Raw genomic sequence first — 25,501 nt, 5'->3', positions numbered from 1 at the left:
CCTTTACCGGGAAGATTAATCTTCCTGATCGTCTTTCAGGTCGTTGTAAACATAGTCCCTGAGAGCCTGCACCCACGGGCGTGGGTTTTTCCCGGTCACCTTGGTGAACTTGGTGGTATCGAGAACTGAGTAGGGCGGTCTTGTGGCCTTGGTGGGGTAGGCGGAAGTGGGGACCGGGTCAACCCGGCAATTGATGGCGCAGCTGTCGATGGCCTCGGTGGCCAGCTCACACCAGCTTGCCTTGCCGGAGTTAACTACATTGAAAATTCCTTTGGCTTCGTGTTTGAGCAGCTCAATTGAGTAATCAGCCAGATCAGGGGTGTATGTCGGAGAACCGGATTGATCATGCACAACACTCAGGCTCTCTCGTTCTTGAGCGAAGTTCAGAATTTTGTGTACAAAGTTGGTCTTATGCGGTCCGAACAGCCATGCTGTGCGGATGATCAGAATATCTTCGTAATTAAGGTCTTTCAGTCTTTCTTCTCCGGCCAGCTTGGTTTCGCCGTAAACCGATTGAGGGTTTGGCTTGTCATCTTCGGAGTATGGTGAATCCTTTTTACCGTCAAAAATAAAATCTGTACTGTAGTGGATCAGTTTAATTTTGAATTGCTTGCAGAGCCTGCCCAGAGTGGCTGGGAGGGTGGTGTTCAGCAGGTGGGCTCTGTTTTCCTCGTCTTCCGCAAGATCGACCATGGTGTAGGCCACTGTGTTGAAGATGAAGTCCGGTTCTTCCCTTTCCAGCATTGCGGTCAGGGATTCCTCATTCAGTGGATCAAAGTCGGAGCGGGACAGAGGGATGGTTATGATCTCCTGTGCCTGAAGCTTTTCAGTCAGGCTCTGCCCGAGAAGTCCGGTTTTTCCGCCGAGGATTACGGCCTTTTTGCCTGCTAAATCAATCATTTTCGTTCTCCGTACCATTGGTCCATGAATTCGCGGTAAGCTCCGCTACGCACGTCTTCAAGCCATTGACCGTTGTTCTGGTACCATTCGATGGTTTTACGTATTCCTTCATCAAAAGTAACTGCCGGAGCGAAGCCAAGTTCTTTTTCAGCCAGTGAATAGTCCATGGCATATCGCATGTCGTGCCCGGGCCTGTCTTTGACGTAGGTTATGAGTGACTCATCTTTTCCGAGAATTGACAGAAGTTCCTTGACCAGTTCAAGGTTGGTCTTCTCGGCAGCCCCGCCGAAGTTGTAGGCTTTGCCGGGCTGTCCTTTAAGCAGAGTCAGTTCCACCCCGGTGCAATGGTCATCAACATAGATCCAGTCCCTGATGTTGGAGCCGTCCCCGTAAATGGGCAGACGTTCTCCTGCTGTTGCCTTGATAAACATAAGCGGGATGAGTTTTTCAGGGAACTGGTATGGACCGTAGTTGTTGGAGCAACGGGTAATGGAAACGGGAAATTTGTATGTCTCGAAGTATGCCCGGGCCATGAGATCTGCGCCAGCCTTGGAGGCGGAATAAGGGCTGTTAGGCTCAAGGGGATTCTCTTCGCTGAAGGCCGGATCATTGGGTCCTAGAGTGCCGTAGACTTCGTCTGTGGAAACATGGACGAACTTTTCGATTCCGGCACTGCGGGCGCATTCCATCATATTCTGGGCACCAAGGGTGTTGGTAGTCAAAAATGGTGCGGGATCGTTGATGGATCTGTCTACGTGAGATTCTGCCGCGAAGTTGACTACGGCATCGATTTTATAGTCGTGCAGTACGGAAGTGACGAATTCTTTATCACAGATGTCGCCATGGAGGAATGTATAGCCGGAGTTCTCTTCCTGTTCCAGCTCAAGCAGGTTCTTGCGGTTCCCGGCGTAGGTCAGCTTATCAAGGTTGAACAGTTTCCAGTCAGGATGCCGTTCTTTCATCAGGTAAATGAAGTTGGTTCCGATAAAACCGCATCCGCCGGTAATAAGAAGTCGCATAGATTCTCCGCTGATGATTAAAATTCAAGGGCGAACATACCTGTTGCCGCAGTGTTATGCAAGAAAGTGCAGTGTGCAAATTGATGTGCAGTGACGGTCTTTATTTAAATGAAACCCTTGCTTCCAGACATGACAGAGCCTGATAGAGGATAATTCCTGCAGATGTGGAAAGGTTCAGGCTGCGCACATTGTCAGTGGTGGGAATGTTCACCGCGTGTTTGAATTCATCAAACATCCATTCGGGCAATCCTCTTGTTTCCGGACCAAGAACAAGGTGGTCTCCGGGCAGAAATTTGAATTCGAACAGATGGGTTCCCCTTTTGGCACTGGTTGTGACCAGTCTTTGGGGTTTTGCATTCTCTTTGTATTCCTGCCAGTTTTTCCATACCGAGAGTTTTACTTTGGGCCAATAGTCTAGCCCTGCACGTTTGAGGTGCTTGTCGGAAATGGAAAATCCCAGCGGTTCGATGAGATGAAGCTGGGTGTCCGTTCCGGCACAAAGCCTTGCAATGTTACCGGTATTAGGTGGAATTTCAGGCTCGAAGAGAACGATACTGAAAGGGTTGGTAAATTTTTCCTGTGTCATGGCTGGAATCGATAGCAGGAGAAGTTGCTTAGGGCAATCCCTGAATCAGGATTAAAAATCGGGAATAAAAAAATGTCCGGATCAATCGCGGGAGGGAGGCAGAATCGCTTTTGTTTATATTTCTTTTCTAAGCTGTTCGTTTCTACCGTTTCCTGCACTCGCCTATCAGTCCAGAACATTTTTTTAAAGATGGAGGTGAAGAACGACTCTTATTTTTAATGGCTGTTGCCTAAGATTTTATTTTGTTTAGTCAGTTCTTTTTTAGTCCGTCTTGATTATTTATAAGCAGTTTGCGTGCCACATTTGAGACTAAGTGAGTAACTGCTTTGAATGGTATGTCTTTTTATAAAAGGGTAGGAAAATATTTCTGTTGATGTTGTCCTATGCCGGAAAATGGACGATTTTTTGGCTGTTTTGTTGGCGAATTTGTCAAAGCTGAAATACAAAAATGTAGACAACAAAAAAGGGCCACGAGTGGCCCTTCAAAATTATACGTAAGATGTGCCTTACATTTAAATAGCCGCAATACACTTAATTTCCACAAGTCCGCCTTTGGGGAGTCCGCTTACTTCGATGGCGGCCCGTGCTGGCTTGTGGTTGGAGAAGAACTCGGCATAGACTTCGTTGACTTTGGCAAAGTCGTTCATGTCTGTCAGGAAAACATCCACGCTGATAACCTTGTTCAAGGAACTTCTGCAGGCTCCAAGGATGGATTTAAGATTTTCAAGAGCCTGTCTTGCCTGGTCCTGTACATCATCAGAGATGAACTCGCCGGTTTCCGGGACAAGACCGAGCTGCCCGCTGACAAAAGCCTGCGAGTTGTAGATGGTGGCCTGCGAGTAGGGTCCGATTGCTGCGGGAGCATTTTCGGTATTTACAGTTGTAACGATCATAACCATTCCTTTAGTTTTTAAGATTGTTTGGGGAGTCCCCATAAATATTTATCGGCAAAAACGGCCGGAATAAATTTAGTTATCTGGACCAGTGCTGCTACTATCAGGCAGGACATAATAAGCCGTCCCCAGAACAGGCCGGATACGTGTCCACCTATCATCATAAGCAGCAGGGTGTCTTCAATCAGGCTGTGGCAAATGCTCATCAGGGTCAGGGAATAAAAGACGTCTTTTTTATCAATGCGTCCTGATTTTGTTTCATGGATGATCATGCCTCCGCCGTATGAAAGTCCCATGGTCAAACCTACCACGGTCAAAGCAGAAGCCTTGGTACCAATTCCCATCATGGTCAGGAAAGGGCGCAGCAGGAAATCCATTGCTGCAATGACCCGTAATTTGGTTAGGATACGCATGATTGCCAGCAGGCATAAAATGATTCCGAAGATGGAAATCAGGTTGCGTATTTCACCAAAGGCCCATTGCAAAATTGTTTTTTCGATAGCGGAATTGTCCGGAGTCAGCAGGATGTTTGCCGGTCCCTGCAGGACGTCGAAATTCTGGTAAATCAAGTGCAGGACCAAGCCCATCAGGAAAGCGGCACCCATCCTGATCAGCAGCTGAAATCCAAGTTTGGGGCCGGAGCTTTGGACCACCCGCAATTCCACAGGCATTGAGTGGGCAACAAGAATCATTGTGCCAAGCACCGTTGCTTGTGCTGCAGTGAGCGGTTGATCCTGGGCCAGACTTAAGAAAACAATCAATCCGCTGTATATGTTGTTGATTAATGCTGTAGCCCAGACAAGGCCCATTTCGCCGGGTAACCCAACCATTTTCATGATCGGCGCCAGCGGGGCTGCAAGATATCCGACTAGGTTGAATTCCTGCAGTATTTTGACGACGATGACTACCGGGATCATAATTTTGAACAGGTCAAGGCTGATGCGGGCAGCGTCTTTGATAGTAGCGAGAGCAGGGTTAATTAAATTTTCTTTGAGGGACATATATGCGGTGGGTGGAGGTGGGAGAAAATAAACCGGGCAGACTTAACAGCCTGCCCGGTTTTTATATCAATTTCAGTTAAGCCAGCATTTTATCTTTGAGGCCGTTTACAGCATCTTCTTCTGTGTCAAAAAGGTCAAAAACTTTGTGCAGGGCGGCAATGTCGATAATTTTCTTTACCCGCTCGCTGATGTTGAACATGGCGATGTTGCCTTTTTCTTTCATCAGTTTATTCCGCAGTGTGATCAAAGTTCCGATGCCCATGCTGTCCATGAAGTCAACACTGTCCATGTCGAGTGCTACATTGAATTGTTTTTCTTCGAAAATAGGTTGAATCTGGCGCTGAAAATCATGGCTTACAACATGGTTCAGTTCAGTAGATTCAATTTTTACAACGGTGACTTCATCTATCTGTTTAAAACTAAGTTCCATTCTTTATTTCCTTCTTCTGTGGTTCTATTGCAAGGATCACGGCTAGCAAGCTACACCGCCTTTTGATTTCAATCAAGTACGAGTTTATCCCGGAAAGCTGATTTGAAAGGTTGCTCCATTATCATTGAAAAAATGGACTTCACCATTTAATTGTTGCGCAAGTGTTTCTACAAGGGTCATGCCAAGGGTTCTTGAGCCGCTGATGGAAAAATTTTCGGGTAAGCCGACACCGTTATCTGAGACTTCCAATTTGATTTGTTTGTTCTCCCTGTGCATGGAAACTTTCAGTTCCCCGCCGGAATTCATCTCATAGGCATGGGTCAAAGCATTTGAAACCAGTTCATTAATGATCAGTCCGCACGGGATTGCTGAATCAATACCCATATGTATGTCATTAATATTATATGTCGGGTTGACTTTACCATCAACAGAGTAAGAACGAAGGAGAAAGCTGATCAAGGTCAGGGCGTATTCGTTCATATCAATGCGGGAAAGGTCTTCTGAACGGTATAGTTTTTCATGCAGCATTGACATGGAACGGACCCTGTGCTGGCATTCTCGCAACAGATTGCTTGCTTCTTTATCATCTGTATAGCCGCTTTGCAGGCTGAGCAAGCTTGAAATTACCTGCAGGTTGTTTTTTACCCGGTGATGGATTTCCTTGAGCATGACTTCCTTTTCAGCCAAGGATGCCCGGACAAGTCCTTCTGATTTTTTACGAGCAGTAATTTCCTCTGAAAGGACTTTGTTCATCAGCTGGAGTTCTTCGGTCCTTTCACGGATTTTGCGTTCAAGCTCTTCTTTGTAGCGTTCGTTTTCAACGAGGAGTCTCGCTCTTGATCGGGTTCGCAGGATAGCATTTTCCAGATCTGTAAGGTCTGTGATCGGTTTTGGGATATAGTCCCATGATCCCAGTCTTACAGTGGCAATGACATCTTCAAATGATCCTGTTCCCGAGACGACTATGACCGGAGTTTGAGGTGCTTCCTGACCCAGCTGTTTGAGCACGGAAAGACCGTCCATTTCCGGCATCCGCAGGTCAAGCAGGACAACATCAGGCTCCTGTTCATGAAATATTCTCAAACCTTCATGCCCGTTACTGGCTTGAAGAACTTCGTATCCGCTATCTTCAAGATAGTGTGCAATGGAAAGGCGAACGCTCTCATCGTCATCAATCGTCAGTATTTTTGGCGTTTCATTCATGTACAGTGTCCGAGTTAATGTTAGATCTCTTTTTGAACTGAAATTCTGGTGTCTGCTAATCTGAGATGTTGGTTGTTTGAAGTAGGCGCTTAAGTTATATTAATGCTTGAAAACCTTTATAACTGTGTAATTTTTGATTTTGTCAGTATATATTGTTAATGGCTGTTAGCCAAGCTGATTTTATTTTTTGGAGGGTAATTAAGGGTGGATAGAATGAGAATCTTGCTCGTTGCAGCTCCCGGAGATAATCGGGGAGTATATATTCAGGCTTTGAAAAGTTTTGATCTGGATTGTGACGTTGCCGAGTCCCTTCATGAGATTTCTCTCAAGCATAATAAAGTTAAATATAACGGTTTCTTAATTGATATTCCGACTTTGCTCCGTTCTACTGCAGCGGATAAGGCAGAGGCAAATCTCTTGAGTGATAATTTTCCGGTTATGAGACTGAGCTATAAGGCTGCGGAAGGTATACGGTGTATACCTACAGGGAAATTTTCCGGGCATGGCACATCGCTGGAGGAGTTTTTCCGGGAAAGCTGCCAGAACTTTACAGCGAGGTCTTTACGTGGCACCAAAAGGGCTAACAAAGTTTTAAATGTTTTGTTGAACAGGGATATCAATTCTTCAAAAAGCCAGATTGAAAAAAGTGTAGCCTTGAATTTCTCAGCAGAAGGCTGCTTCTTATTTTCTGTTACAAGGTGGAAGAAGGGAGATACTCTCTGGGTGGCATTTATGGAGTTGAATGACAAAACTCCAATTAAGTCGGAAGTTTTGTGGACGGTGCCTTGGGGGGTAAAATCACAAATGCCCGGTATCGGGTTGAGATTCTTGTCTCTATCTGAGGAACAGGCTGATCAGCTTGATGAATTAATACAGGCTAAGAAGGTGTGACGTGGGTGAATTAAAGGAAGATAAGAATTTTGAGAGACTGCTGGAATGCATGGCTCGCGGAATTCTTGTAGGTGGATCAGTTGGAGCCATTGCGGGGTGGTTTTTCATGGATATTCAGCGTGCATTGTTGCTGGGAATGCTAGTAGGGTGCGTTGCAGGATTAACCATGAAAAATGTCCGCGATAAGCGTGACGCAAAAGATTAAACTTTTACATATTTCTGAGCCGTCCTAAAATAGATTGACGGTTAATTGGTTTACTACAGGGCTGTGGGGGTACCCCCACAGCCCTGTTTATGTATTTGGTTCGGTGTTTTCATTTTCAAACTAAGATGAGGACGTTCAGAATTATATATTTCAATAGACTCTTTTACGAGTGAATTTAACTCATCAAAGCTAGTGCATTTAACCACCAAAAATTCTTGTTTTAAAATTCCATTTATACGTTCAGCTAACGCATTTTGGTAACAATCATACCCATCTGTCATAGATGGGACCATTTCGGCTTTCTTGAGTTTGTTTTGATAAATGGACGATGCGTACTGCAATCCACGATCTGAATGGTGGATTGTTTTGTTTCGCGTTTTTCGGTTTTTGATAGCCATATCTAAAGCTTTAGTGGTCCCTTCGGCACTAAGATCAGAACTCAAATTGTGACCTACAATTTTTCTGCTAAAAGAGTCTGTGATTAGTGATAGATAGTATGTTTTATTTAACGTTTTTACGTAAGTTATATCACTAACAAAGACTTCTTCTGAATACTGAGGCTTAAACTCCTTCAATAAATTAGGATGTTTTTTGAGCCAATGCTTTGAATTTGTAGTTTTTGTGTAATTTTTTCTTGTTTTTATCAGTAAATGCTCTCTGCGCAATAATGCGAAAAAAGCATCCCGCCCAAGCTTGATTCCACGAGCTACAAATTTCTCACGCAATAAAAAATAAAGCTTACGCGTTCCCAGCCGAGGCATTCTGGCCCGCAGACTCAAAACAAGTTTCTTTACTTCTTGGAACTGTTTTTCCCGTACCTTATGGCGTTTTTCAGCCTGATATATCGATTGCCGACTCACCCCGAGCTGTCTACAGCAAGCAGATAAACTTATTTGCTTTGTTTCCTGAAGACCTCGTGCAGCTCGGGGGTAAGTTTTTTTCTTATGGAAGTACCCAGTTCTCTGTCAGAAATATCAATCATTTCGTTGAGAAGCATAGTTTTGATCTTCTCTTCCTGAAGCTCTTTTTCAAGACGCTTAATCTTTTGTGCTGGAGTCTCTTTGGATTTTGGCATTCTTTTCTGATGTACCATTGGCTTGCTCCAGTCAAGGCTGCCATGTTTACGAAGCCACTTTAAAACAGTGCTGCGACCTTGGATTCCATAGGCCCTTTGGGCCTGCTTGTAGGTCATTTCACCCTTTTCAACTAATGCCACAACGGACAATTTAAAGCCCATTGTGTAGTCCCGCTGAGTACGCTTTACTCTTTGAGTTTCTTCCTTTTTCATAAAATAGGTCCTTTGGGTGTAAACCTATTTCAGGACGGGACATTCCAGTAAAAAAGGCCGCTTCCATATGGAAACGGCCTTTTTTACTGGTTTGTTAAGAAAGTCTACAGGATCTGGCTGAGGAAAGCCTTGGTCCTGTCTGATTCCGGATTTTTGAAGAAGTGTTCCGGGCTGCCCTTTTCAATGAGCATACCCTGATCCATGAAGACAACTTCATCCGCAACTTCACGCGCAAACCCCATTTCGTGGGTAACCACAACCATGGTCATGCCTTCCTTTGCAACGGTCTTCATTACATCCAGAACTTCCCCGACCATTTCCGGGTCAAGGGCTGAAGTCGGTTCATCAAAGAGCAGGACTTTGGGGTCCATAGCCAGTGAACGGGCGATAGCAACACGCTGCTGCTGTCCTCCGGAAAGCTGAGTGGGGTAAACTCCGGCTTTGTCATGGATACCTACTTTCTTCAGCAGTTCCATGGCCACCTCACCTGCTTCCTTTTTGGTCCTTTTGCGGACTACTGTCTGGGCGATAGTCAGGTTTTCCAGCACGGTCTTGTGCGGGAAAAGGTTGAAGGACTGGAATACCATTCCAACTTCTTCGCGGATTTTGTTGATATTTGTCTTTGGTGAAAGAATATCAATTCCGTCGATGAATATGTGGCCGGAGTCAGCGTACTCAAGCCTGTTCAGGCAGCGCAGGAAGGTTGATTTTCCGGAACCGGAAGGCCCGATAACAACGACAACTTGTCCTTTGTCCACGCTGTGTGAAACATTGGAAAGTGCCTGCACCTCATGGGGAACATAGAAAGTTTTGTATATATTTTTTACTTCAATCATTATCTCTGCACCATTTTCTTTTCAAGGTACTGTACAAACATGGAGAAAGCAAAAGTCAGTACGAGGTAGAGCAGTGCACAAAGGAACCACAGCTCAAACGGCTGCAGGCTTGTGGATACCGCTTCCCTTGTACCCTTGGTAAGTTCTCTGATGGCGATAACTCCAAGCAGTGAGGAGTCCTTGATCATACTGATGAACTGTCCTGCCAGCGGGGGGAGGATTCTCCGGAAAGCCTGAGGCAGGATAATGTGTTTCATGGCATAGTATTTTGACATACCCAGTGAACGGGCTGCTTCCATCTGTCCGCGGTGAACGGACTGAATACCTGCACGAACGATCTCAGCAACATAAGCACCTGCGAAAATAGAAAGAGACGCAATACCGAACCAGAGAGGTGAAATCTGGGAGATATCGTATTTTGCAAGCATGTTGTTGATCAGGGTTCCCAGCACGAAATACCAGATGAACATCTGTACCAGCAGTGGTGTTCCGCGGATAAGTTCAATGTAGGTGATCGCAGAAAGCTTCAATGCCGGGTTCTGGGAAATACGGGCCAAACCGGTAAAGAGGCCGAGCAGAATAGCGAAAACAATGGCTATGGCACTGACCTTGAGGGTTATGAATAAACCGTCAAGGATAACACCCGGTTTCCATTCTTTTTCGATTCCGATAGTGTCACCTACAAAAACAGTATCGTCCTTGTAAACACGCAATCCGGAAGCGGGTACTTCATACTGTTCTGACTCGTGGTTTTCCCCGGTCACAGTAACGATGGCATTATCACCTTGTTCTTTAATAGCGGTGATACTGCCTTCGATATCTGAATTGATATTTATTTCATCCTGATAATAGAAGTAGTTCGGAATACGCTCCCAACGCCAGACATAATCAACCTGCTGTGTCGCCCAGTAAAGGCCGAACATTGTGGCAAACAGGCCGATGAAAAATACAGTCTTCCAGAAAAGTTCGTAGTTCCGGCCTTTGCCGGGAGCTCTTAATGATGTTCCACTCATAATATAAGCCGATTTTTAAAATTTATGTTTTACTCAAAAAGCAAAAATTCAGATTGTCGGAAAGGGTCGATGAATATGGCGCTATCGACCGTTTGTCAACAATCTGAATAAAGGGGCGGATGCACCGCCCCTCATTAAGCTCATAGGTACTGCTACATGTTGTTACGCCAAGCGGTGCTTTCAAACCACTTGTTGTAAAGCTTTTCGTAGCGTCCGTCGTTCTTGATCTGGTGCAGGAAGTTTCCGAGGAAGTTCAGGAAATCGGGATCACCTTTACGGATACCCCAGCCCAGAGGCTCGTAAGTGAAAGGAGTATCAAGGAATACGAGTTTGCCTTCACCCTGTTCAGCCATAAAGATAGCGTTAAAGGGCAGGTCGTAAATCATAGCATCAGCTTTGCCGTTGAGAACTTCAAGAGCTGCGTCGGTTTCAAGGTCGAAAGACTTGTAATTGGCTTTAGGGATAAAGCGTTTTGCAGCCTGTTCACCAGTGGTGCCGAGCTTGGAAACAATAGTGAACTCAGGCTTGTTCAGGTCCTTGTAGGACTTGATTTTGCCTTCGAGTTTTTTGTTCAGCAGAACAGTCTGGCCTACAACCATGAAAGGTTCAGCGAAGTTGATCTGCAGGTTACGCTCCTGGTTGACGGTCATACCGGCGGTGATGATGTCAATTTTGTCAGTAAGAAGAGCGGGGATGATGCCGTCGAATTCCATGTTGACCGGAACAAACTTTACACCCATGGCTTTTGCCATTTCGCGGGCGAGGTCGATTTCGAAACCGACAATGCGACCTTTCTTGTCAGTCATCTGAAAGGGGATGTATCCGGAAGCGATACCGCAGCGCAGTTCTCCGTTTTTCAGAATGGAGTTGAGGGTTGATTTCTTGGCCAGATCAATGTCAGCTGCATTGGCGGTGGCTGCAAAGCCGAGTGCCAGCACCATGATCAGCATCATGCAAATTCTTTTCATAGCTGTCTCCTTTAAAGTCCTAGTCTGCATTTAAGTCAAAATACCTGTGGTAAAAACAGATCAACCGTATTTGCCTTCTGTCAGTACTTCCTTAACAATCATTTCGACCTTGCAGACAGGGCAGATCGGCATTGATTCCTTGGGAAAATAAACAATCCGGGTTTCACGGCATTGGGGACAGATCACCTCAACGGCTTCCTGTCTCTCTTCTTTGACTTTGTTTTTCATGAGTAATGCCCCTTTGAAAAAAGAATCTGGAAAATTAACTTTTTTTTGAATAAAGTTCAAGAAAACATTTTTTTACAGGCTTTATAATTCAAAGAAAACAATATTGTGCATGTAAACCGTTATTGACACCGTTACCGTTTTGTATAATTTTCATGTTTGTTATTTAGAGGGTATTTTAACTTATTTGGAGGAATATTTATGAAGAGGATTATAGTTGCTCTGTTGCTGACTATTCTTGCCGCAACACCTGCTCTTGCCGGAAAAAAGGTGATTAACATTGCATCCGACTGCACATGGCCCCCCATGGAGTTTGTCAATAAAGATAAACAGATTGTAGGTTTCTCTGTAGATCTGATGAAAGCTTGCGCCAAGGCTGCCGGATACGAAGTAAAAATTAAGAACGTAGCATGGGATGGTATTTTTGCAGGTCTTGCCGCCGGAAAATACGATGCTATCTGCTCTTCCGTGTCCATTAACGAAAAACGTAAAAAGGTAATGGACTTTGCTGAGCCTTATTTCGAAGTACAGCAGTCAGTTGTTACTGCTAAGGATTCAACTGCGAAAACCCTTGCTGATTTCAAAGGCATGAATGTAGGTGCCCAGATCGGTACTACCGGATATTTTGCTATCAAAGGTGAAGAAGGCGTAATCCCCAAATCTTATGATGAAATCGGTCTTGCTATGGAAGACCTGTACAACGGTCGCCTCGCAGCAGTTGTTTGTGATGATCCCATCGCTGCTGACTTTGCACTGCAGCAGGAAGAGTACTCCAAGAAGCTCAAAATCGCTTTCATTGTTAAAAGCGACAAAGCTGAGTACCTCGGCGTAGCAGTTAAAAAAGGAAATACCGAAGTTCTGGACCTGATCAATAAAGGTCTTGCTGCTGTAAGAGCAGACGGCACTTACGATAAAATCAAAGCCAAATGGTTTGGCAGCAACTAATTGCGGACCAGCAGGCTTGAGTTGAAAACAAATGGCCGGGATCGGAAGTTAGCCGGTCCCGGCATTTTCATGCAGCCCGGATATATATATGAAAGAAAAACAAGTTAAGATTGAGGTTACGGACGGGGCCAGCATTCCTGACAGCAGCGACAAGGGGCTGTTGAATGCTTGGTGGGTTTCCTTTTTCGGTGCAGTTGGGATTATTGCCTATTTGGTCATTGCCAAGCCTGATCCTTATAGGGATATTCTGCTTTTTATTCCTGATGGAATCGTAGTTACTTTTGAGGTTACCATCTGTTCTATTTTCGGGGCGTTGATCATCGGACTTTTTACCGGGCTGGGACGAATTTCAAGTAATAAATTTATCAACCTCGTGGCCTCAACGTATGTAGAAGTTGTCAGGGGTATCCCGCTGTTGGTCCAGCTTTTCTACATCTATTATGCCATGGGGCGCGTCCTTCAGGTGCCGGACATGCTTTCGGCCATTATTGCTATGAGTGTTTGTTACGGCGCATACATGGGTGAAGTTTTCCGCGCCGGAATCGAATCCATTGATGAAGGGCAGACTGAAGCAGCAAGGTCCCTTGGCTTCAGCAAGAAAGAAACAATGTTTCTGGTTATTCTTCCGCAGGCATGGCGTACCATTCTGCCTCCGGTCGGTAACGAATTCATCGCTTTGTTGAAGGATTCTTCACTCGTATCCATTCTGGCTGTTGCGGATATTCTCAGGCGTGGGCGTGAATTCGCAGCGGAAAGTTTTCAGTATTTTGAAACATACACAATGATCGCTCTTGTTTATCTCTTGATTACTCTGATTCTTTCAAGAGCGGTGAGCCACATGGAAGAGAGGTTGAATCATTATGACCGCTAATCCCATTATCGAAATCAAGAATGTATACAAATTCTTCGGTGATCTGGCTGCACTCAGTGATGTTTCACTTGATATCAAGCCGGGAGAAAAGGTTGTCATTATCGGGCCGTCCGGGTCTGGTAAGAGTACCTTGCTGCGCTCCATCAACCGTCTTGAGGAAATCAACAGAGGGTCTATTATTGTTGACGGTCTGGACGTGCATGATAAGGACAATGATATTAACAGCATCCGTCAGGAGCTGGGGATGGTTTTTCAGTCATTTAACCTTTTTCCGCATAAGACCGTTCTTGAAAACCTGACCATGGCTCCGATCCGTCTCAAGGGGATGGAGAAGGAAGAGGCTAAAGCTATTGCCGTTGACCTGCTGAAGAAGGTTGGGATACGTGAGAAGGCTAATGTCTATCCTTCCAAGCTTTCCGGCGGACAGCAGCAGCGTGTGGCAATTGCACGTGCTCTGGCCATGAATCCAAAGATCATGCTTTTTGATGAACCTACTTCCGCTCTAGATCCTGAGATGATCGGGGAGGTTCTTGATGTTATGAAGAATCTGGCCCGTGAAGGCATGACCATGGTTGTCGTAACCCATGAAATGGGTTTTGCCCGTGAAGTCGCGGACAGGATTGTTTTTATGGAAGACGGCAGAATTATTGCCTGTGCTCCTCCGGATGAGTTTTTTAACAATACAGATCATCCGCGTTTAAAGCAGTTCTTAAATCAGATTTTGTAATAAAGCTGTTTATCGTATCTATAAAAAGCCGGCTCTGAAGATTCAGAGTCGGCTTTTTAATTATTAAATAACCGGAATGTGTTTTCAATTCTTTGAATATTTATTATACCGTGAATGATCCTTATTTCTAAATAAATGCTAATGGGGTAGAGTTGATGGCTGGTAAGCGGATTCTGGTTGTTGATGATGAAAAGATTGTTAATCTCGATATTCAGGCGACTTTAAAGCGCTTAGGCTACATTATAGCCGGAGATGCCGGAACCGGCGATGAAGCAATTGAAAAAGCCGGTGCATCCCGCCCTGATCTGGTCCTTATGGATATCAAGCTTCAGGGTGATATGGATGGAATTGAAGCTGCTAATATTATTATCAAAACGTATGATATACCTGTCGTCTTCCTTACAGCATATTCCGATGAAAAGACGCTTAGCAGGGCAAAACTTTCCGGTCCGTTCGGCTATCTGCTGAAACCCTTTGAAGAACGTGAGTTGCGTTCTTCCATTGAAATTGCTCTCTATAAGCATGGTATGGAGCAGGAATACCGACAGGCTGTGGCAGATGCAGAAGCAGCCAACGAGGCTAAAAGTTCCTTTCTAGCTACCATTAGTCATGAATTACGTACTCCCATGAATGGAATTTTAGGATTGAGTGAAATTCTACTCGGCAGCGGCCTTGCCACCGAGCAGAAGGAGTATGTTGAATTGATTAAAGGGTCCGCTTCTTCATTGCTGCGGGTGCTTAATGATATGCTCGATTATTCCAAGATTGAGCGGCGTATACTGGAATTGCGCGAAGGAACCTTCGATGTGCGCCAGATATTATCTCTTGTGATGAATTCTCATAGTCCAAATGCCATAAATAAGGGCTTAAACATTGAGTGTTTTATCCATCCTGAAATTTCAGGTGAATTACAGGGTGATTCGGGCAGGTTGACCCAAATATTGAATAATATAGTCAGCAACGCGATAAAATATACCGACAAAGGCGGGATTGCTATTGAGGTCATGCCTGATGATTGTGAGGATGATCCATATCCGGCAGGATCAATAAGGTTGCTTTTTGTTGTCTCCGACACGGGAGTAGGCATTTCCAGAAGAAAAGCTGATTCAATTTTTGAAAGCTTTACCCAGCTGGAAGATTATATGACCCGCAAGCACGGCGGCATCGGGCTTGGACTTACAATTACCCATAACCTTGTCAACATGCTGCAAGGAGCTATCTGGGTAGAGACTAAACCGGCGCAGGGAAGCAGCTTCTATTTTACAGCTGTGTTCAAGCCTGTAACGGGTATGCTGGGAGACATGCAACCGAAGTCTATTTATGAATGCATGGATTTCAGCCGTTTTAAGCGAATACTGCTGGCTGATGATAATATTATCACCCGGAGGGTTGTTTCCGCTTTTCTTGAAGATGCCAATTGCGAGTTGGAGATGGTTGAGAATGGTCAGGAGGCAATCAGTCTTTTGGCGACAAAGAATTTTGATTTAGTAATCATGGATATTCAGATGCCGGTTATGGATGGGTTGGAAGCTACGCGTCTGATTCGTACCGGATATATCGATAATGTTGATCCGCAAGTCCCTGTGCTTGCGCTTACTGCCCATGCGATGAAAGGAGACCGCGAACGATGTCTCGAAGTCGGTATGAACGGTTATCTGTCCAAGCCGTTCAATTCCTGTGAGCTGATGCAGGCAATGCTTGCGGTTGTGAAGGGGGAGGGCCATGCTGATTCGGTCCAGCTTGAGCAGGATGCCGGTTTTGAAACAGGGACTAATCTTGATTTAAAGGGTACGATAAGACGTCTGGATGGTAATGATAAGCTTGTCAGGGAAATCTATCGCCATTTTTTAAAGCTTGTTCCGGACCATCTGGCAAGGATGGACGAAGCTATCGCGAATACTGATTTGGAGATTTTGAAGTCAGAGGTGGTATTTTTGCGCGGATTATCTCTTGATGTCGGAGCCCATAAGCTTTCTTCCTTAGCCAGTGAGATCGAAAAGTATCTTCAGTATGGAAGTTTGGAGATTGTGGAAGGGCTGGTTTCCCGTATGAAGAAAGAGGCAGATAATACTTTTGAGGTAATGTCTGATTATATTTTAAAATCGACCTGATTTTAATTGTGCTTGCTGTTTTTATCTGGAAGTATGAGCATCCCTCAGCATAATTAATCAGATTTCAAGGACTTGTTCATGACTCCCCCTCCTGAAGGCAAAATAATAAAATCTCCGGCAATATATACTTTTTTTCTTATCCTGCTGCTTCTTTCTGCGATTGCGCTTGGATATTCTGTTATTAAGCCTTTCATAAACACGATTATTATTTCAGTTGTTCTGAGTGGTATTTTTTATCCGTTAAGCAAGAAGATATGTTGCCGTCTTGGTGGAAGACCTGCCTTAGGGGCATTTTTAACCGTCTGTATTATCATTTTTGCTATCATTATCCCTGCCGTTGTTTTCTTTTTAGGTTTGATCGGTCAGGGGGTTGATTCCGTTACTGCCATTAACGAATGGCTGCGGACTACTGATTTTTCAACTTTTTTTGATTCACAGCATTACAATACATATCTGCAATGGTTTGAGCAGAAATTTCCGTTTTTCGAGATAAGCTCCAGTGATATTCAGGCCAGAATACTCGAGATTTCGAGAAGTTTCGGTCAGGCTATGCTGACTTCCGGAACATGGTTAGCCGCAAACATGGCAAGCCTTGTTGCGCATTTCTTGATCATGAACTTTCTAGTCTTTTCCTTTTTAAAGGACGGGGAAAGATTTATTGAACGGGTGAGATATCTTTCTCCTTTAAGAGTAGAACAGGAAGATTTTATAATCGAAAGCCTCAGGAAGGTCTCAAAATCAGTTCTCTTCGGGAGCCTTTTTATTGCATTCCTCCAAGGTATTGTCGGCGGAATTGGGCTCGCAATAGCTGGCATCCCGGCTTTGTTTTGGGGTACGATGATGAGTTTTGCTTCCCTTATTCCTGTTCTCGGAACCGGGTTGATCTGGGCTCCTGCCACTATTTACCTGCTGATTGTCGGTAAAGTTAAAACTGCTGTTTTTCTGCTTCTTTGGTGCGGAGTGCTGGTGACCGGAATTGATACGGTTCTTAGGCCCATGATTGTTCGTGAAGCTTCGCGGGTTTCCACTATCTATGTCTTCCTTGCCATTCTTGGCGGTATCAATGCGTTTGGACCGTTGGGTATTTTGTACGGTCCTCTTGTTCTATCCTTTCTGATGGTTATGCTCCACATTTACGGCGTGGAATATCAAGATGTGCTGACTCACAAGAAATAAATATTTCTTGTGAACTGGAAATTTTTGAATGCCTTATGGCGGGAGTGGGGAGCTAGTTTTTATAAGGTGACCCGTCCGGAGTATAAATTACCGGCGGGAATTCTGTTTCTAAGGTTTCCATTTTCAGCATACCGGATTTGATAACTTCATTGACCTTTACAAACGTTTCTACTTTCTCCGGTACGTCCTTAAGCATTATGTAGCCGTCTCCGCCTCTAGCAAGGTAGGAATTGGTGGCAATGGAATATTTACGCGTGTCGTTTATGGATTTGTAGCTGCCTGATTTATCCATAATTTTAATATTGGAAACTCGGGAGCCGGCTGTTTTTATTTTGGCCGGTTTACCTGTGCTGTCAATTTCCAGTTCCTGAGGCTGGCCTTTAATATCCAAAGTGAACTTAAGACCTGAAATTTGTAGAAAAGCCCCTGAAGAAGCGGGGAGTTTGTGAACTGAGCGTTCAAGAATTTGTTTAAGGGTTTTTCCTGAAACTTTAATTACAATCATTTTGTTCCCGAAGGGAAACATTGTATTGATATCTTGATCTGTGATCGGGCCTGCCGGAATAATCTTGTTTCCCCTGAATCCACCACCGTTTTGAAACGCGATATCCGTATTGAACTTTTCACGCATGATGGAACTTACCAAGCCTCCGGCAATTGTTTCGCCTGTGCGTATGGACTCTGCGCGAGTATCAAGTGCAACCGGTGAAATCGCAACAGGAACGCTTGTGGTGTCCTTTACCCTTGATGAAAGAAATGCCTTTATCCGGCTGTCTTCCTGAGTGTTGTCTGTTACCGGTATAATTGTCCATTCATGTTTGTTGATAGCTCTGGCATTCATATTGATCTTTAAAACACCAACATAGCGTCCTTGACTTCCACATTGAACCATTAAGCCGGGAGTTGAAGCGTCACGCGCGATGATCTCTTGTCCGGGGAATATATCCTTATAACTTTGTCCACCGCAGACAATATCTATTTCCGGAACTTCCTGCAGGATCTTTTTTTGTGCTTCAATAGGTAGATGGCTTAAAAGTACAATTATGTCTGCCTTTTGGTTGCGTTTCAAGTCGTGTGCTGTTTTACGGGCGGATTTGATATAGTCGGCAGGTATTGAAATTCCCGAACCGGGGTTTGATATAAGCTTGAGCTCAGGAAGGATCATGCCCATAAATCCTACCTTGATGAAATTTCGTTCGAAAATAGCTGTGCTGGTTATGTAATTACGTAGGGGATTGCCTTGGGTTATGTTGAGGTTGCTGCAGACTGTAGGGAATTTTTTGCTTTTCAGGCAATTAGCCAGAAATTTTGTGCCTCTGTTGAATTCATGGTTTCCGAGGGTGGATATGTTGAATCCCATTTTATTCATAGCTTCAAACACAGTCGTGCCTTTTTCGTTTGTCAGGGATTCGCCCATGAGATCGTCGCCGGTGGCTACTGTGATTGTTGCTCCGGGGTATTGGGCTCTATATGATTCAAATACTGACTGAATTCTTGCAAATCCTCCGAAAGTACGTACCATGCCGGTACTATGTTGTTCGTTTTTTTCTTCCGCAGGAAGCAATTGTCCGTTAAGTCCGGAAGTTGTAAGGATAACTAAATCCCAGCGGTTGGCTAAGCCGGGGGAGGATGTCGCCAAGATGGCAATAATAGCTGCTATGATAGGAAAAAAACGCATATTTGTTCCTGCGGCAGTTGCTTATATTTCTTTGGTTGTGAGTAAGAACATGTATTAAGTGTATACTTTGGATGTGTAAGCCAATCTTTGTTTTTTTTCCAGTCTAATCGTTAATAATATATCATCAAATAAGGCAGGCTTCGGTGTTGATTGTAAGATTCAGGAAATTTTTATCGGCTTTTTTTTGTGGAATACTAATTTTAGCTTGTTTAGGGGGATGCTCTACTCACAGCGTACGACCAGAATCTAATGTTACCGGATATACCAAGGTAGATGCTGCTCAGGTTTCCGGACTTATTAATCGCCTGCAATATCAAAGCGGTGATGATTTTTCATGGATGGATTTGCAGAAAGGGATTGAGCGGAACCTCAGGTTCTTATCGCGTAAACCCGATAATGGTATAGCTGCAAAGTACGGACGTTCACAGATTACGTGGGGAATGCTTAAGCGAACCAATGAAGAAATGCTCAGCCTTCTTCCTCTGCTTGAAGAATCTCCCGAGCTTTTAGAGGAGAGATTCGTATGGTTCTCCATGTCTCCGCGGACTTTATTAACCGGATATTATGAACCTTATCTGGAAGCTTCACTTGTACCGCACCCGGATTACCCCTATCCGCTCTATAGTATTCCACACGATCTCCAGACCCTTGATCTCGGTAAATTTCATCATCGTTGGAAAGGGCAGAGCCTTATTTACCGTCAGGAAAATGGGGAAGTGCAGCCTTATTATGATCGTGCGGACATTGATTTTGATGGAGCTTTGCAGGATAAAGGACTTGAGATTGCATGGGTTAAAGATTTAGTTGACGTATTTATTCTTCAGATTCAGGGGTCAGGGCGCCTTGTCCTGCCGGATGGAAGTGTAAAGCATGTACTTTATGCCGGTAAAAACGGACTGAAATACGTTTCGCTTGGCAAGGTTCTGATTGAGCGTGGACTCCTTCCCAAGGAAGGGATGAGTATGCAGAAAATCAAGGCTTTCCTTGATGCCAATCCTGATATGGTCAAGGAGTTGCTGACTACCAATCCAAGCTATGTGTTTTTTAGATTAGATGATGAGGGACCGTTCGGGTCCATGGGATCGCCGCTTACTCCCATGGCCAGTGTTGCTGTAGATAATAAAGTTCTCCCCCTTGGGTCTCTGGCCCTGTTGACCACCCGTCTTCCGCAGCAGGAGGAAAGGAGCAAGATTCCTTTTGCTAAAATAGTTATGGCACAGGATCGCGGTGGAGCTATTAAAGGGACAAGAGTTGATTTGTTTTGCGGTTCCGGTCCTGAAGCTGAATATCTGGCAGGTCATCTGACTTCATGGTCACATGTTTATCTGCCGGTCAGCCGTGCATTTCTGGAAGAGCAGGAAATTGCAATCGCCGAGTAGTTTCATGCTGGTTCGTCTTGTCCATATCTTTCATAATTGCTTTGTGATTGATGCCGGGGAAAACTGTTATGTATTCGATATCCCCGCAGAGCGGTTCAGGAGTAAAAAAGTACTTTCGGCTTTGCAGGATGCTCTCGCAGGACGTAAGGTGACGGCTTTTTTTTCTCATAGTCATCTTGATCATTTTGCGCCGGACTACCGTGAAGTCTGCGCAAGTGCAGCTTCCTTGCAAGCGGTGATTTCTGACGATATTGAAGAGATGTACCCTGATCTTGATTTCGGTAATGCTCTTGTTGTTGAGCCGGATGAAAAGTATGATTTTTATGGACTGGAAATAGAAACTCTTATGTCCAATGATCTGGGAGTGGCCTTTCTTTTCAATACTGCTGATGGGTTAAGGATCTACAACGGCGGTGATTTGGCCTGTTGGGATTGGGAAACCGCTTCACAGAATGAAATTGATTTTACCCGTTCATTTTTCCGTTCAGCATTGGATAGAGTAGTTGATTACGGTGTCCATATTGCTTTTTCCAATGTGGACAGAAGATTGGAAAGCCTTGCCGGAGGCGGAGAACTTGCGAGATTTGTAAAGCCGCAGGTCTTTGTGCCGACGCATTCTTTGGGGCGCACACAATGGCTGCACGGGATACATGAAAAACTGGGAATTTCAGAAGAGAATTGTTTCATCTACCGTCGAACAGGAGATGAACAACTGTATGATATCCAAGTTTAAACAGCAGGAATAAAAGAACCCCGGATACTTATGCATCCGGGGTTTTCTTTTGTCGTATCTGAATATTTCACAGGCTTGTTTTTAGCCGCAGCCGTTACATCCTTTGCACGGCTCTTTGTATCCGCCCATTCCTTTGGGGATACCGTTGGGACGGACATTGCCCATGGAGAGTAGCTTTTCGCATTCTTTATGGCCGCACTCGGGACAGTCAGCCTTAGCATCCTTTCCGGGCATTACCAGTTCATCAAATTCTTTACCGCATTTGGGGCATTTAAATTCAAAAATAGGCATATCTACTTACTCCTTTCGGCCTGAAATTCTATGTAAGGGAGCATTGCTCCGCTTTTATTACTATGCAGGCCTTAGGGGTAAGAAAAAATTACGTGCTTTTCAAGAGAAATCTATATGCTTCGTGAGAGCAGTGTTCCGCCACCCAGCATTCCCAGTTGGGAAAAGAAGCCGTTAAGCTGCCCATGAACCTGACTGGCCTGCTTGTCCTGCTGTTCCTGAATTGAAGCAGCTTTATCGAGCAGTAGATTAATATTCTTTGTTATTTTGGCGAGTTTGTCCTGCTCTTCTTCAGACAGTCCGGATTCTTTAGCTTTGTCTTTGAGAGCATCTGACTGTTCATCAAGTTTATAGTATAGAGTCTTTTCCGCATTACTGAGGCCGTGGGTGACCAGACTGCCAGCTATCTTTTCCATTTCAGCAAGGATTTCTTCAGCCCGTTTGGATTCTTCTTCGTTGAGTTCCTTTTTAGTGGTTCCTTTGATTTCATCTATCTGTTTGTTCAATTCGTCCGCTTTGGCCTGTTCTTCTTCAGTCAAAGTTTTGGGACCGGTGATACCAAACAGCTCTTTCAATTCTTTTTGAATGGAAGCTTCTTTCCTTTTTTCCGCTGCTGAGAGCACTTTCCCTTCAGGATAGTACATCTTTTTCAGCTCCCATTTTAGGCTTTCAGCCCTTTGACGGTCTGCGCCCTGCGGGTCTTTGGTTGGAACTATTTCATAAAGCTCGTCCAGTTTTGTCTGGAGTTCCTCTACTTTCTTTTGTTCCTCGGAGGTGAGTTCTTTGGGATCCTTATCAAGACCGTAAAGGGCATCCAGTTCTTTCTTCAGCTCTTTGAATTTTTTTTCCTGCTCTTCACGGATGGACGAATCATTGACACCATAAATATTATTCAGTTGTGAGAAATAACCATTTACCTGTTGTTGTTCACTGGAGTTCAGCCCGAAGCTCATGGTTGCGAATTGCATCTGCAGCTGTCTACGGATCTGAGATGGTGTTAAACTGCTTGAAATATTTGGTGTTCTTACGCTTTGAGAATTGTTGGCTATGTTTGAAAAATAGCTTCCGGCAGTGCTTGATCCACTTAAAACTGAGCTGGTGAACATCTTCAGGCTCCTGAGAATATTGTTAGGAAATCTTTTCCGTAAATTTATTTTTCTTAATAAAAGCAAATATTGTGCCGAGATATTGTTTTGGACTCTGGTGTTTTGCTAAGTGGTGGGAACCGGGAGTTTTTATATTGGTGAAAAACTAAAGTTCATGTTTTGGAAATAACATGGTTGCGTTGGCTGATTATTTGTGAGAATCACGGAGTGTTTGCAGGGAGGATGGATCAAAATTTTTAAAAAGGTATAAATTCTTGATTTGAAGTCGTCCTTGAAGTATAGTCCTTTTTCGTTATAAACACGATCATTTAGGAGGAAAAAAATGAGCGCAGCGACTGAAAAAGTACATCAGATCGAAGATTACCAGCAGAGTGAAGAAGTGCTGGGTGAAAACATCGTTTCTGGTGTTGGTGAAACTGCTCAGAAAGACATGGGTAAGGTAGCAATTATCATTTCTTTCATGGCAGTAGTTCTTCTCGTAGTATTTTTCTACGGTTTGAATCAGAATCTGACCAGCCTTACCGCTGAAGTTAAAGATCTGCAGACCGTACGCGGTGACGTGGAAGCCCTGAATTCCCAGATGACTGTTGTAGACGGCAGACTGGTTGAACTCGAAAAACTTCCCACTAAAACCAGACATATTATTATGGACGGCATTATTGAAGAAATGAACCAGAAAGCTGCTTACGTTGGAGCTCAGCTCAGCGAAGAAGAGCAGGCTAAGCTTGCAAAGGTTCAGGAGCTCCTCAAGGACGTACAGTCCGGCCTCCAGAAATAATAGCTTTGAGCAATCAAAGTTCGGGTGCATCGGGATTTCCCGATGCGCCCTTTTTTATTATTTTCGTTCCGGTTTCTTATTGCGCCTTGCCTCAGGTGTTTGCTCTGCAGTCAGGCAAATGGCTCTTTTAGCAGGCTGAAGCCTATTCTACTTTTTCCCCGACACGGTTGGTGAATATGGTTTCCAGAGGAACATCTCGATCGTAGCAGATCAGGCCGCAGCGCAGGCAACGGGAGGTTTCGTAGCGGAGCTCTTCTTCACTGAGACAGCCTTCAATTTCCTTGAAGCTCGATGTACGGTCTTCGCCGGTGCAGTTATGGGGCATTTCAGTGCGTTCTTTGTTCTTGCAGCCGTCTACATCCTTAAAAAGGGTATATGGGATCAGGTTATGCATGGTGTTATCTGCTACAGGAATTTCTCCTGTGGTCAGCAAATAGTGGATTGAACGGGCAGCGTGTCTTCCTGCTCCTACTGCAGATATTACCAGATCAGGACCTGAGACAGCGTCGCCGCCTGCAAATACCATAGGAATTGATGTTTGCAGGGTGTCCGGGTTTGCATCAATGGTCCGCCAGCGGGTGAAGTCGATATTGCATTGCTCTTCACCTGCAGTATAGAAGCAGGAAAGCTGGGGTTTTTGTCCGATGGCCGAGATGATGGTGTCCACCGGAAAACGTTCTTCAGTTCCTTCTACCGGCACGGGACGGCGGCGCCCTGAGTCGTCGGGTTCACCAAGCTCCATTCTTATGCATTCCAGATGAGTGGCTTTGCCTTTGTCATCAATGATGACTTTGGTTGGTGCGGAAAGAAATACATATTTTACGCCTTCGTCTTCAGCACCAATAATTTCTTCTTCGTTGGCTGGCATTTCATTGCGCGTGCGCCGGTAGAGCAGGGTGACTTCACATCCTAAGCGTATGCTTGTCCGGGCTGCATCAATGGCTGTGTTTCCGCCCCCGACAACAATTACCTTCTTGCCGATATTCGGTGTCTGGCCTAGTCCTACAGCGGTAAGAAATTCCGTACCGGAAATTACGCCTTGGGCTTCTTCGCCATCAATGCGCATGGTACCGCTGGCCCAAGCACCTATGCCCATGAAAAATGCTTCGAATCCTTCTTCTGCAAGGTCGTCAATAGTGAAGTCTGTGCCTAGTTTCTGCTCTGTACGCACATCAATTCCAAGGTCAAGTATGCCTTGGATTTCCCATGCAAGATCTTTCTTGGGCAGCCTGTATTCCGGGATGCCGTAACGCAGCTGTCCGCCAAGTTCAGGCATGGCCTCAATGATGGTCGGGCTGTGTCCTAGACGGCGCAGGTAGTTAGCGCAGGAAAGGCCTGCCGGACCTCCGCCGATAATAGCAACCCTGTGTCCGGTGTCTTTGGCACAGGGAATAGGCAGGCGCATGTTATTCTTCATTTCCCAGTCGGCCACAAAACGTTTGATCATGTTGATGCCTACCGGTTCATCCACATGGCTGCGGCGGCAGACTGTTTCGCACGGGCGCGGGCAGACCCGGCCGCAAACCAGCAGCAGCGGATTGCGTTCACGGATAATATTTACCGCCCCGGCGTAATCTCCTTTATTTGCAGCTTCGATGTAGCGGGGAATGTTGATATTAGCCGGACATCTTTGCTGGCAGGGAGCAAGACAGTCGTTGACTTCTTCCACGTGCAGCAGTTTGGCACTCATGGAAACAATGGAAAGGACTCCGCGCGGGCAGGCGTCAACGCATTTACGGCAGGCGCGGCAGGCTAGCGGATCAACCACCGGTAATCCTTCTGGTCCCATATGGATTGCATCAAATGGGCATACTGCTACACAGGTTCCAAGTCCGAGACATCCTTCCGGGCAGGTTTTGGAACCGTTATAGAGCAGGGCCTGTGCACGGCAGTTGTTTGCTCCTTCATAATTGAAAAGTTCTTCAGCACGCTCTCCGCCGGTACAGTCACGGAAAGCAAGTTCCGGTTCCATGTCCAGCACTTCCAGTCCCATAACCGCCCCGACAGCCTTGGCTGTGTCGATGCCTCCGATGACACAGACATTGGCTCCTGATTTACCTTCCACCACTGCATTGGCCGCACCACTGCATCCTGCGTAACCGCAGCCTCCGCAGTTTACTCCGGGCAGAACGTCCTCAACCTGTGCAATGCGCGGGTCTTCTTTTACGTGCAGGATTTTGGAGGCCACAGCGAGAATCGTTGCGGCGGTAAAGCCCAGTCCCATGAGTACTAGAAGTGAATTAAGAATCAT

Annotated in this window: 26 protein-coding genes; 10 read left to right on the top strand and 16 right to left on the bottom strand. The window is 45.2% G+C overall.

What is annotated here, in order from left to right; genetic code table 11:
- Window positions 1–15: 15 nt before the first annotated feature.
- The 7 genes from rfbD to ACKU40_RS07345 all read right to left on the bottom strand — a co-directional run bounded on the left by rfbD (window position 16) and on the right by ACKU40_RS07345 (window position 6,032).
- Entirely contained in the window at window positions 16–900 is an 885-nt protein-coding gene (gene rfbD, locus ACKU40_RS07375) for a dTDP-4-dehydrorhamnose reductase (protein WP_320175869.1), read from the bottom strand.
- A complete protein-coding gene (rfbB, locus tag ACKU40_RS07370) occupies window positions 897–1,919 on the bottom strand; it encodes a dTDP-glucose 4,6-dehydratase (RefSeq protein WP_320175868.1) in 1,023 nt (340 codons plus the stop codon). The genes rfbD and rfbB overlap by 4 nt, the downstream gene beginning before the upstream one ends.
- A gap of 100 nt (window positions 1,920–2,019) precedes the next feature.
- Window positions 2,020–2,505, bottom strand: a complete 486-nt coding sequence (locus tag ACKU40_RS07365; protein ID WP_320175867.1) for a tRNA (cytidine(34)-2'-O)-methyltransferase — start codon at window positions 2,503–2,505, stop codon at window positions 2,020–2,022.
- 512 nt (window positions 2,506–3,017) lie between these two features.
- Window positions 3,018–3,398, bottom strand: coding sequence for a Rid family detoxifying hydrolase (locus tag ACKU40_RS07360; RefSeq protein ID WP_320175866.1), 381 nt, complete (start codon window positions 3,396–3,398; stop codon window positions 3,018–3,020).
- A 17-nt stretch (window positions 3,399–3,415) separates the two neighbouring features.
- Window positions 3,416–4,399 carry a hypothetical protein gene (locus ACKU40_RS07355; RefSeq protein ID WP_320175865.1) on the bottom strand — a complete coding sequence of 328 codons (984 nt, stop codon included), beginning with the start codon at window positions 4,397–4,399 and terminating at the stop codon, window positions 3,416–3,418.
- 76 nt (window positions 4,400–4,475) lie between these two features.
- Window positions 4,476–4,829: an STAS domain-containing protein gene (locus tag ACKU40_RS07350; protein WP_320175864.1), complete on the bottom strand. Its 354-nt coding sequence runs from the start codon at window positions 4,827–4,829 to the stop codon at window positions 4,476–4,478.
- Between the two features lie 84 nt (window positions 4,830–4,913).
- Window positions 4,914–6,032 carry a histidine kinase dimerization/phosphoacceptor domain -containing protein gene (locus ACKU40_RS07345; protein WP_320175863.1) on the bottom strand — a complete coding sequence of 373 codons (1,119 nt, stop codon included), beginning with the start codon at window positions 6,030–6,032 and terminating at the stop codon, window positions 4,914–4,916.
- A gap of 270 nt (window positions 6,033–6,302) precedes the next feature.
- On the opposite strand from ACKU40_RS07345, the gene ACKU40_RS07340 reads away from it, so the two are divergent.
- Together ACKU40_RS07340 and ACKU40_RS07335 are read left to right on the top strand one after the other, a co-directional pair.
- On the top strand, window positions 6,303–6,923 hold the full coding sequence (locus ACKU40_RS07340) for a PilZ domain-containing protein (protein WP_320175862.1): 621 nt from the start codon (window positions 6,303–6,305) through the stop codon (window positions 6,921–6,923).
- Between the two features lies 1 nt (window position 6,924).
- Window positions 6,925–7,128, top strand: a complete 204-nt coding sequence (locus ACKU40_RS07335; RefSeq protein WP_320175861.1) for a hypothetical protein — start codon at window positions 6,925–6,927, stop codon at window positions 7,126–7,128.
- Between the two features lie 53 nt (window positions 7,129–7,181).
- Here ACKU40_RS07335 and ACKU40_RS07330 read toward each other — a convergent pair.
- From ACKU40_RS07330 to ACKU40_RS07310, 5 genes are all read right to left on the bottom strand, one after another.
- A protein-coding gene (locus ACKU40_RS07330; RefSeq protein ID WP_320173021.1) for an IS3 family transposase occupies window positions 7,182–8,416 on the bottom strand; the annotation gives its coding sequence in 2 pieces (ribosomal slippage) (window positions 7,182–8,062 and window positions 8,062–8,416; 1,236 coding nt in all).
- Window positions 8,417–8,520: 104 nt separating this feature from the next.
- Window positions 8,521–9,252, bottom strand: a complete 732-nt coding sequence (locus tag ACKU40_RS07325) for an amino acid ABC transporter ATP-binding protein (protein WP_320175860.1) — start codon at window positions 9,250–9,252, stop codon at window positions 8,521–8,523.
- Window positions 9,252–10,265, bottom strand: a complete 1,014-nt coding sequence (locus ACKU40_RS07320) for an amino acid ABC transporter permease (protein ID WP_320175859.1) — start codon at window positions 10,263–10,265, stop codon at window positions 9,252–9,254. Before ACKU40_RS07320 ends, ACKU40_RS07325 begins: the two co-directional genes overlap by 1 nt.
- Before the next feature lie 152 nt (window positions 10,266–10,417).
- Complete coding sequence (locus tag ACKU40_RS07315; RefSeq protein ID WP_320175858.1) at window positions 10,418–11,233, bottom strand: transporter substrate-binding domain-containing protein; 816 nt, start codon at window positions 11,231–11,233, stop codon at window positions 10,418–10,420.
- A gap of 60 nt (window positions 11,234–11,293) precedes the next feature.
- A complete protein-coding gene (locus tag ACKU40_RS07310) occupies window positions 11,294–11,461 on the bottom strand; it encodes a hypothetical protein (protein WP_320175857.1) in 168 nt (55 codons plus the stop codon).
- A gap of 198 nt (window positions 11,462–11,659) precedes the next feature.
- Between ACKU40_RS07310 and ACKU40_RS07305 the strand changes: the two genes are divergently transcribed.
- The 5 genes from ACKU40_RS07305 to ACKU40_RS07285 all read left to right on the top strand — a co-directional run bounded on the left by ACKU40_RS07305 (window position 11,660) and on the right by ACKU40_RS07285 (window position 17,288).
- Window positions 11,660–12,403 (top strand): basic amino acid ABC transporter substrate-binding protein, encoded by a 744-nt coding sequence (locus tag ACKU40_RS07305; protein ID WP_320175856.1) that lies wholly within the window; start codon window positions 11,660–11,662, stop codon window positions 12,401–12,403.
- 88 nt (window positions 12,404–12,491) lie between these two features.
- Window positions 12,492–13,274, top strand: a complete 783-nt coding sequence (locus ACKU40_RS07300) for an amino acid ABC transporter permease (RefSeq protein ID WP_320175855.1) — start codon at window positions 12,492–12,494, stop codon at window positions 13,272–13,274.
- Window positions 13,264–14,001, top strand: coding sequence for an amino acid ABC transporter ATP-binding protein (locus ACKU40_RS07295; RefSeq protein ID WP_320175854.1), 738 nt, complete (start codon window positions 13,264–13,266; stop codon window positions 13,999–14,001). The genes ACKU40_RS07300 and ACKU40_RS07295 overlap by 11 nt, the downstream gene beginning before the upstream one ends.
- A 155-nt stretch (window positions 14,002–14,156) precedes the next feature.
- Window positions 14,157–16,112 (top strand): response regulator, encoded by a 1,956-nt coding sequence (locus ACKU40_RS07290; RefSeq protein ID WP_320175853.1) that lies wholly within the window; start codon window positions 14,157–14,159, stop codon window positions 16,110–16,112.
- Between the two features lie 78 nt (window positions 16,113–16,190).
- Window positions 16,191–17,288: an AI-2E family transporter gene (locus ACKU40_RS07285; RefSeq protein WP_320175852.1), complete on the top strand. Its 1,098-nt coding sequence runs from the start codon at window positions 16,191–16,193 to the stop codon at window positions 17,286–17,288.
- A gap of 52 nt (window positions 17,289–17,340) precedes the next feature.
- Here ACKU40_RS07285 and ACKU40_RS07280 read toward each other — a convergent pair whose 3' ends face one another.
- Window positions 17,341–18,966 carry a bifunctional UDP-sugar hydrolase/5'-nucleotidase gene (locus ACKU40_RS07280; RefSeq protein WP_320175851.1) on the bottom strand — a complete coding sequence of 542 codons (1,626 nt, stop codon included), beginning with the start codon at window positions 18,964–18,966 and terminating at the stop codon, window positions 17,341–17,343.
- Window positions 18,967–19,304: 338 nt separating this feature from the next.
- Here ACKU40_RS07280 and ACKU40_RS07275 point away from each other — a divergent pair, with 338 nt between their 5' ends.
- A complete protein-coding gene (locus tag ACKU40_RS07275) occupies window positions 19,305–20,345 on the top strand; it encodes an MltA domain-containing protein (protein ID WP_320175850.1) in 1,041 nt (346 codons plus the stop codon).
- Window positions 20,346–20,349: 4 nt separating this feature from the next.
- Window positions 20,350–21,078 carry a hypothetical protein gene (locus tag ACKU40_RS07270; protein WP_320175849.1) on the top strand — a complete coding sequence of 243 codons (729 nt, stop codon included), beginning with the start codon at window positions 20,350–20,352 and terminating at the stop codon, window positions 21,076–21,078.
- An 81-nt stretch (window positions 21,079–21,159) separates the two neighbouring features.
- On the opposite strand, the gene ACKU40_RS07265 is transcribed toward ACKU40_RS07270, so the two are convergent.
- The gene (locus ACKU40_RS07265; protein WP_015851609.1) at window positions 21,160–21,369 is read right to left on the bottom strand and encodes a zinc ribbon domain-containing protein; all 210 of its coding nucleotides are present in this window, start codon (window positions 21,367–21,369) and stop codon (window positions 21,160–21,162) included.
- A gap of 110 nt (window positions 21,370–21,479) precedes the next feature.
- A complete protein-coding gene (locus ACKU40_RS07260; RefSeq protein ID WP_320175848.1) occupies window positions 21,480–22,472 on the bottom strand; it encodes a hypothetical protein in 993 nt (330 codons plus the stop codon).
- Between the two features lie 322 nt (window positions 22,473–22,794).
- On the opposite strand from ACKU40_RS07260, the gene ACKU40_RS07255 reads away from it, so the two are divergent.
- On the top strand, window positions 22,795–23,250 hold the full coding sequence (locus tag ACKU40_RS07255) for a hypothetical protein (RefSeq protein WP_320175847.1): 456 nt from the start codon (window positions 22,795–22,797) through the stop codon (window positions 23,248–23,250).
- A gap of 142 nt (window positions 23,251–23,392) precedes the next feature.
- On the opposite strand, the gene ACKU40_RS07250 is transcribed toward ACKU40_RS07255, so the two are convergent.
- Window positions 23,393–25,501: an FAD-dependent oxidoreductase gene (locus ACKU40_RS07250; protein WP_320175846.1), complete on the bottom strand. Its 2,109-nt coding sequence runs from the start codon at window positions 25,499–25,501 to the stop codon at window positions 23,393–23,395.

The organism is Maridesulfovibrio sp. (genome assembly GCF_963666665.1).
Lineage (GTDB): Bacteria > Desulfobacterota > Desulfovibrionia > Desulfovibrionales > Desulfovibrionaceae > Maridesulfovibrio.
Note: the sequence above shows the minus strand (reverse complement) of the source record. Positions and strands in the feature narration are given on the sequence as shown.